Raw genomic sequence first — 6303 nt, forward strand, 5'->3', positions numbered from 1 at the left:
ATCACGTGGTGGCCGCTTCCGTATCCGCCCCTGCCGCCAATTGGTGCCAGGCATGGGTGCATCCGTCGGCGCAGAACCGCTCCCGGCGGCGCTTGTCAGCGACCCCCAGCAGGGCGACCAGCAGCCGAAACGCCTTCACCCGCTCGTGCTGCGGCAGATTGATGATCTTTGTCAGCTGCCCGGCCAACTGCCCACGTGTGATCAGCACCGCCGGGGTGTGCGTCGGCCGGATACCGGCGAGTCGCACGCTCTCGGGCCCGTCCTCCACCGTCGCGCGCGCCTGAACGCAGTGTCCGCCCAGATCCCGCAGGACCTCGAACTGGTCCTCGGAGGGAAGGGCTTTGAACCACTCGACACCCTGCTCGAGCGGGCGCAGCCCCTGCGCGAGTTCGTTCAACATGACCGTGCGCTCGTCCATCCGCGCACCTCCGCGACTCGGCTGAGGCCAGTAGACCCCGTGGGCCATCGAACCAGATCAAGAAGTATGACTGGAGTACTAGCCCGAAAACTCTGGCTAACTAGTCTGAAAAGTGGCCAACTGCCATGCAAAGTCACTATTCGACGCCGAGGTCGATGCCGTTGATGTGGGTGGTGCCCATCCCGGTCACCTGTCGCGGTCGCGGTCGCCGTTGCGGTCGTGGTCACCTGTCGTGGTCATCTGTCGTGGTCGTGGTCGTGGTCGTGGTCACCTGTCGTGGTCGTGGTCGTGGTTGTGGTGGTGGTTGTGGTGGTGGGGTGTGTTCATGTCGCCGGTGGTGGGTGTGCCGGTGGCGGTTTTGTAGCGGAGGAACACGGTGCCGGTGGGGCCAGCTACCGGTGGCTTCAGGAGGGTGAGGTTGGTCGGTACGGTGCCGTGGTCGAAGATTTTTTTGCCGGTGCCGAGGGTGATGGGGTAGAGCCACAGGTCGAGGCGGTCGTAGAGCCGTTCCCGTAGCAGGCTTTGTACCAGGTCGAGACTTCCCACGACTTTCACGTGTTCGTGGCGTTCCCGGATTTCGTGTACGGCGTTGGCCAGGTCCGGTCCGAGCAGTGTGGAGCCTTTCCAGGGGAGGTCGGGTGTGTGGCGTGAGGCGACGTACTTCGGGACGCTGTTGAACAGTTCCGCGATCCGTCCGTCCTTCTGACGCGGCCAGTACGCGGCGAAGAGGTCGTAGGTGCGCCGGCCGAGCAGTAGCGCGTCCGTGTCCTCGTACGCGGTGCCGATCTGCGTGCCGGTGTACTCGTCCAGCAGCGGTACCTGCCATCCGCCGAAGGGGAATCCGGCCGGGTCCTCGTCGGGTCCGCCGGGCGCTTGCCCGACGAGGTCGAGGGTCGCGAACAGTTCGATGTGGATCAGGCCCATGTCTGTGCTCCCGGGAAGAGGGGGGTGGTGGTCGTTCCGGTCGAGATGTAGACCGGGCGGGGCCGCGGAACTCGTCGCCACGCCGGGACCCGGTCTTTTCCGCGCCCGCTCGCCGCCCGCCGCTCGCCGCCCCGCCCGCCGGGCAGGGTTTCCGCCGTGCCGCGTGGTGGCTCGGCGTCCCGGCGGGTGCTGCTTGCTTCCCTGCGGACAGGCCGCCGCCGACGCGTTCTACCGTGTGATCGACGCGGCCTACGAGCGTCGCCCGGTGGTGGTGACCGGCAACCTTCATCCGTCGGGATTCGATTCGATCACGCCCAGGACGCCGGCGACAGCAGCCGTCGACCGGCTCCTGCACCACGCGCACATCGTGCTGACCGAGGGCACCAGCCTTCGCCTCGCTCAGGCCACCGCCGGCAAGGGCGTCGTCCCACTCGCACGGGAGCGCGGGCCCCGAGAGCCCGGCCAGTGCCCTGGAGGCGGGCTACTTCTGGAGGGGAGGCATTCCGTCGACGAGCTCACCCAGCACCCAGCCCCCGAGCGTCCACAGCAGGGCGAAGAGTGCCACACACGCGGTCGCCGCGGTGGTGAATTGCCCTGTCAGGCTTCTCGTGAACCGCTTCATCCATTGTCCTTGCTGTCCGTCCTGCGCCAGTCATGGTGACGCTGTCCGCGTTCGGGGGGTTCCTCGTCGGCCCGGTGTCGCGTGCTTCGTCGGCAGAGGGTTCCTCCGATGTTCTTGGCCGGTCAGGTTCCTCCGCGTCGATGCCGGAGGGCATGGCCGGACCCGAGGGGGTGACGGTAGGTCATACCGCCCGGGGGAGATCGGCTGTCCGTCGGGAAGGACACGAGATATCTACTGAGAGGGATTCGGGGGCGAACGTGGGGAGCGGCGGGCCCCCTGCCCCCTGCCCCCTGCCTTCTGCCGTCGGTGGGGCCGTCAGCCGTGCAGCATGCGGCGGATCGAGGCCGCCATCGCGGTTGCCGTCTGCCGTTGGTGGGGTCGTCAGCCGTGTAGCATGCGGCGGATCGAGGCGGCCATCGCGGTGACGAACGCGTCGCGCCGCCGTGGCGGGACGGTGTCCAGTGACAGGTACGGGTTGAGGTCTTCCAGTTCGACCAGGAGCAGGTCCCCGTCGGTGGTGCGGCAGGCGTCGACCCGCTGGATGCCGTGGTCGAGGGTGTTCCAGTCGATGAACCGGCGGGCGAAGGCCAGGTCGGCCGGTGTGGGCGGGTAGGGCGTCAACTCCCAGCGGCGGGACGGGTCGGGGGCGTGGAGGGCGTACTGGAAGGCGTTGTCGACGAAGTAGAACGACACCTCGTAGCGGAAGTCGACGAGCGGCTGGACGAGCAGGCCGTCCCCGTCCAGGCCGGCCAGGTCCGCGCGGTCCACGACGGACAGGCCGATCGAGTCCGCGCCGGTGGCGGGCTTGACCACGTACCGGCCGGAGCGGGGCAGCAGGCCGGCGTCGCGGGGGTGGCCGACGGTGGGGATGACCGGATACCCGGCCGCCGTCAGGTCGAGGAGGTAGTTCTTGCCGGCCATGTCGCCGCGGCCCGTCAGCGGGTTGTAGACGCGGGTGCCGCGCGCGCCCGCCTGCCGCCGGAACTCGTCGAACTGTTCCCGGTAGTGCAGCACCGGCCCGCTGTTGCGGATCACGACCGCGTCGAAGGCGTCCATCAGCGCCACCGCGTCGCGCGGGTGACACAGCGCCAGGTCGAACTCCTCACGCAGCCGCGACGTCAGGAAGACGTCCTCGTCGCCGTACCGGCGCCCCCGCGCCGGATACGCGAGGTCGGTGACGAACAGAATGCCGGAACGCTCACGCACGACGAGCTCCCCTTCTCCCACGGGCGAGCGGCCACTCTACGCGCCGCCCCGAGGGCCGCGCCCGCCCCCGCCCCGCCCCGCCCCCGCCCACGGCGCTCCGCGGTCCTGTGCCACAGTGGCACGGCCGCCGCCCGTCACCGCGGCACGGACCGGGGAACACGGGGGAGCGCGGAGATGCGAGGGGAGCGGGGATATGCGGGGGAGCGCGGAGATGCGAGGGGAGCGGGGGAGTGACGACTGGGAGCGCCTGTTCGACGGCCTCGAGGAAGCGGCCGCGAACGCCGGAATCCCCTGGGCATGGCTGTCCGGCCTGACCGCGCACCCCTCGACCGACGTGCGGCTGCGCCTGGCCCGCCACGTACCGTCCATGGCGCTGGACCCGCAGCCGCCCGAGATCGTCGACGCCGCCGTCGCCCGAACCGACTGGTACCTCCGCCGCGCGTGGGCCCAGTACCAGCGGGGGATGAGTCTCGCGCAGTGGGAGCGCCTGCTCGACGCCGACTGCACCGGCTGGCAGGGCACCGCCCTGCGCTGCTGGTCCCATCAGAACGGGCCACTTCCCCCGGCGGAGCGGTTCGCGGCCTGGGCCGCCGACCCCGACCCCCGCGTCCGCCTGCGCGCCCTGTCCTTCCGCGGCCTGCCCGGCCACGTCGCCGCCACCCTGGCCGCCGACCCCGACCCGCACGTGCGCCACGCGCTGTGCGCCCACGCCTGGGACCACCTCGACACCCACCACCACGCGGCGCTGCGCACCGACCCCGACCCCACCGTCCGGGACGCCGCCGCGGCCTGGCACGACGACGAACGCCCCCTGTCCCCGGCCGAGTTCGACACCCTCGACGACGACGAGGACCGGCGCGACGCCGTCCGGGAACGGCCCCTTTACCCCGACCTCGCCCGCCGCCTCACCCACCACCCCGACACCGAACTGCGCCGCCGCCTCGCCGAGAAACCACACCTGGGCCCGGACCTCCTCGCCACCCTGGCCGGCGACCTCGACCCGGACGTCCGCGCCGAGATCGCCGCCCGCCCCGACACCCCCGAACACCTGCGCGCCCAAGCCTCCGCCGACCAGCCACCCGACCAGAAGTACGGGGACCTGCGCTGGGTCGAGGACCTGCACGACGACCCCACCGCCATGCGGCGCCTCGCCCGCTCCGCGAGCACCGCCATCCGGCGCTCCGTCGCCCGCGCCCGCACCCTCCCGCCCGACACCCTCGACCTCCTCGCCCACGACCCCGACAGCGGCGTCCGGTCCACCCTCGCCGTCCACAACGACACCCCACCCGCCGACCTGCTGCTCGAGGCCGCCACCACCTGGGCCCACCCCGACAAGGCGCTGCGCCGCCCCGGCTTCCCCTTCCACGCCCTGACCGGCGACCTCGCCGACCACACCGACCCGAAGATCCGCCGCCTCGCCCTGCACGCCCCCGACTGCACCCCCGCCACCGTCGAGCGACTCGCCACCGACCCCGACCCGCTGGTCCACACCCCCGCCGCCGCCGACCCCCGCCTGTCACCCGCCACCGCGCTGCGCCTGCTCGCCGCCACCGAACCGGACCCCGTTGCTACCGAACCGGACCCCGCCGCCGCCGACGAGCGGACGGCGCCGCCCGCCGCGTACGGGCTGCGCCGGGCGGTGATCCGCAACCCCCGGCTGCCGGTGGCCACCCTCGTGGCCCTGCTCCGCGACCGCGCCACGGCCGAGGCCGCCGCCGGCAACCCGGCCATCCCGGCGCCGGTGGCACACCGCCTGATCGACCTCGCCGCCGCCCACCGCTGAACCCGCCGCCCGGCCGCCCCTGCCCCGCCCGCCTCCTGCCCCGCCCGCCTTCTGTCCGGCCCGCCCCCTGTCCCGGCCCGCTTCCTGCCCCGCCCGCCCCCTGCCCCGGCCGCTTCCTGTCCGGCCCCCGGCTGTCGTCCCGGTTCCCCGCGTCCCCTACCGTGACCGGATGCGCACCGACCACCACCCCTGGGACATCCTGCTGATCGGCGGCGCCTCCGGCGTCGGCAAGAGCACCGCCGCCGCTCACCTCGCCGCCGCCCGCGGCGCGTTCACGGTCGAGTTCGACGACGTGGTCGCCGCCCTCCAGAGCGCCACCACACCGGCCACCCACCCCGCACTGCACCACTTCGCGGCCCACCCGGACCCGGAAGAACTGGGCGCCGACCGCCTCCTGGAACTGCAGATCGCCACCGCCCACGCCCTGGACGACGCCGCACTCGGCGTCGTACGCAACCGGCTGAGCGTGGACGTGCCCGCCATCGTCGAGGGCGACTACCTCACCCCCCGCGCCGCCCAACGCGCCGCCACCGAGGCCACCGCCCACCACCGACGCCTGCGCACCGTCTTCCTCCACGAGGGCGACCCCGCACGCATCGGCGCCAACTACGCCCGCCGCGAACCGGACCACGGCCCCCAGCCCCTCCGCGCCCAGGTCAGCGCCGACTACTCCCACTGGCTCGCCACCCAGGCCCGCGCCCACCACCTGCCCGTGGTCGACTGCCACCCCTACGACACCCTCCCGCACCGCCTGGCGGCCGCCCTGACCTGAACGGCCCCACGGCCCCGCGTCCCCGCGTCCCCGCGCCCGGGACCGGCTCGCGCACCGGGCACGTCCGGCGTCCGGCCTGGCCGCAGGGGAGCCCTACGGCCGGGCCGGGTACCGCACCCGAACGCGCGCCCGGCCGGGGCCGCCTGACCCGACCTCACCACCCCGCCGACCCGCAGGCCGCGCGCCAGACGGGCCCACTGCTCGGCACCCGCTCGCCGTCCCGTCCGCCCCGCCAAGGCCGATGACCGGACAACCGCCGCTACCACCGACGACCCCGCGCTCCGTCCCGGCACCCGGCCGCGCGCCAGACGGGTCCACTGCTCGGCACTCGTTCGCCCCGCCAAGGCCGACGACCGGACAACCGCCGCTACCACCACACCCGCCCCGCCCCGCCCCGCCGCTGCGCCGGCCGAGCAGCCCGCCCCTGCCGTCCGAGGCACCCTCACCGGGCCCGGCGACGACCCCGCGCTCCGTCCCGGCATCCGGCCGCGCGCCAGACGGGTCCACTGCTCGGCACTCGTTCGCCCCGCCAAGGCCGACGACCGGACAACCGCCGCTACCACCACACCCGCCCCGCC

Annotated in this window: 5 protein-coding genes and 1 pseudogene; 3 read left to right on the forward strand and 3 right to left on the reverse strand. The window is 73.3% G+C overall.

The window, feature by feature from the left end; genetic code table 11:
• Window position 1 precedes the first annotated feature (1 nt).
• Entirely contained in the window at window positions 2–418 is a 417-nt protein-coding gene (locus ACFYS8_RS17370; protein ID WP_387641912.1) for a DUF5958 family protein, read from the reverse strand.
• A 267-nt stretch (window positions 419–685) separates the two neighbouring features.
• Window positions 686–1342: a dihydrofolate reductase family protein gene (locus tag ACFYS8_RS17375; protein WP_387641915.1), complete on the reverse strand. Its 657-nt coding sequence runs from the start codon at window positions 1340–1342 to the stop codon at window positions 686–688.
• Between the two features lie 193 nt (window positions 1343–1535).
• Between ACFYS8_RS17375 and ACFYS8_RS17380 the strand changes: the two are divergent.
• Window positions 1536–1775: pseudogene (locus ACFYS8_RS17380) on the forward strand (ATP-binding protein); the annotation flags it as partial.
• Window positions 1776–2345: 570 nt separating this feature from the next.
• Here ACFYS8_RS17380 and ACFYS8_RS17385 read toward each other — a convergent pair.
• Window positions 2346–3170, reverse strand: a complete 825-nt coding sequence (locus ACFYS8_RS17385) for a hypothetical protein (protein WP_387641918.1) — start codon at window positions 3168–3170, stop codon at window positions 2346–2348.
• Window positions 3171–3381: 211 nt separating this feature from the next.
• On the opposite strand from ACFYS8_RS17385, the gene ACFYS8_RS17390 reads away from it, so the two are divergent.
• Both ACFYS8_RS17390 and ACFYS8_RS17395 read left to right on the forward strand, forming a co-directional pair.
• Window positions 3382–4953: a hypothetical protein gene (locus ACFYS8_RS17390; RefSeq protein WP_387641920.1), complete on the forward strand. Its 1572-nt coding sequence runs from the start codon at window positions 3382–3384 to the stop codon at window positions 4951–4953.
• A 169-nt stretch (window positions 4954–5122) separates the two neighbouring features.
• Window positions 5123–5725 (forward strand): AAA family ATPase, encoded by a 603-nt coding sequence (locus ACFYS8_RS17395; protein ID WP_387641922.1) that lies wholly within the window; start codon window positions 5123–5125, stop codon window positions 5723–5725.
• Window positions 5726–6303: the final 578 nt, after the last annotated feature.

It is taken from the genome of Kitasatospora sp. NPDC004615, from assembly GCF_042873545.1.
Lineage (GTDB): Bacteria > Actinomycetota > Actinomycetes > Streptomycetales > Streptomycetaceae > Kitasatospora.

Excerpts from the sequence above, each read along its gene's own strand:
- ACFYS8_RS17370 (WP_387641912.1), bottom strand. The coding sequence starts at position 418 with ATGGACGAGCGCACGGTCATGTTGAACGAACTCGCGCAGGGGCTGCGC.
- ACFYS8_RS17375 (WP_387641915.1), bottom strand. The coding sequence starts at position 1,342 with ATGGGCCTGATCCACATCGAACTGTTCGCGACCCTCGACCTCGTCGGG.
- ACFYS8_RS17390 (WP_387641920.1), top strand. The coding sequence starts at position 3,382 with ATGCGAGGGGAGCGGGGGAGTGACGACTGGGAGCGCCTGTTCGACGGC.
- ACFYS8_RS17395 (WP_387641922.1), top strand. The coding sequence starts at position 5,123 with ATGCGCACCGACCACCACCCCTGGGACATCCTGCTGATCGGCGGCGCC.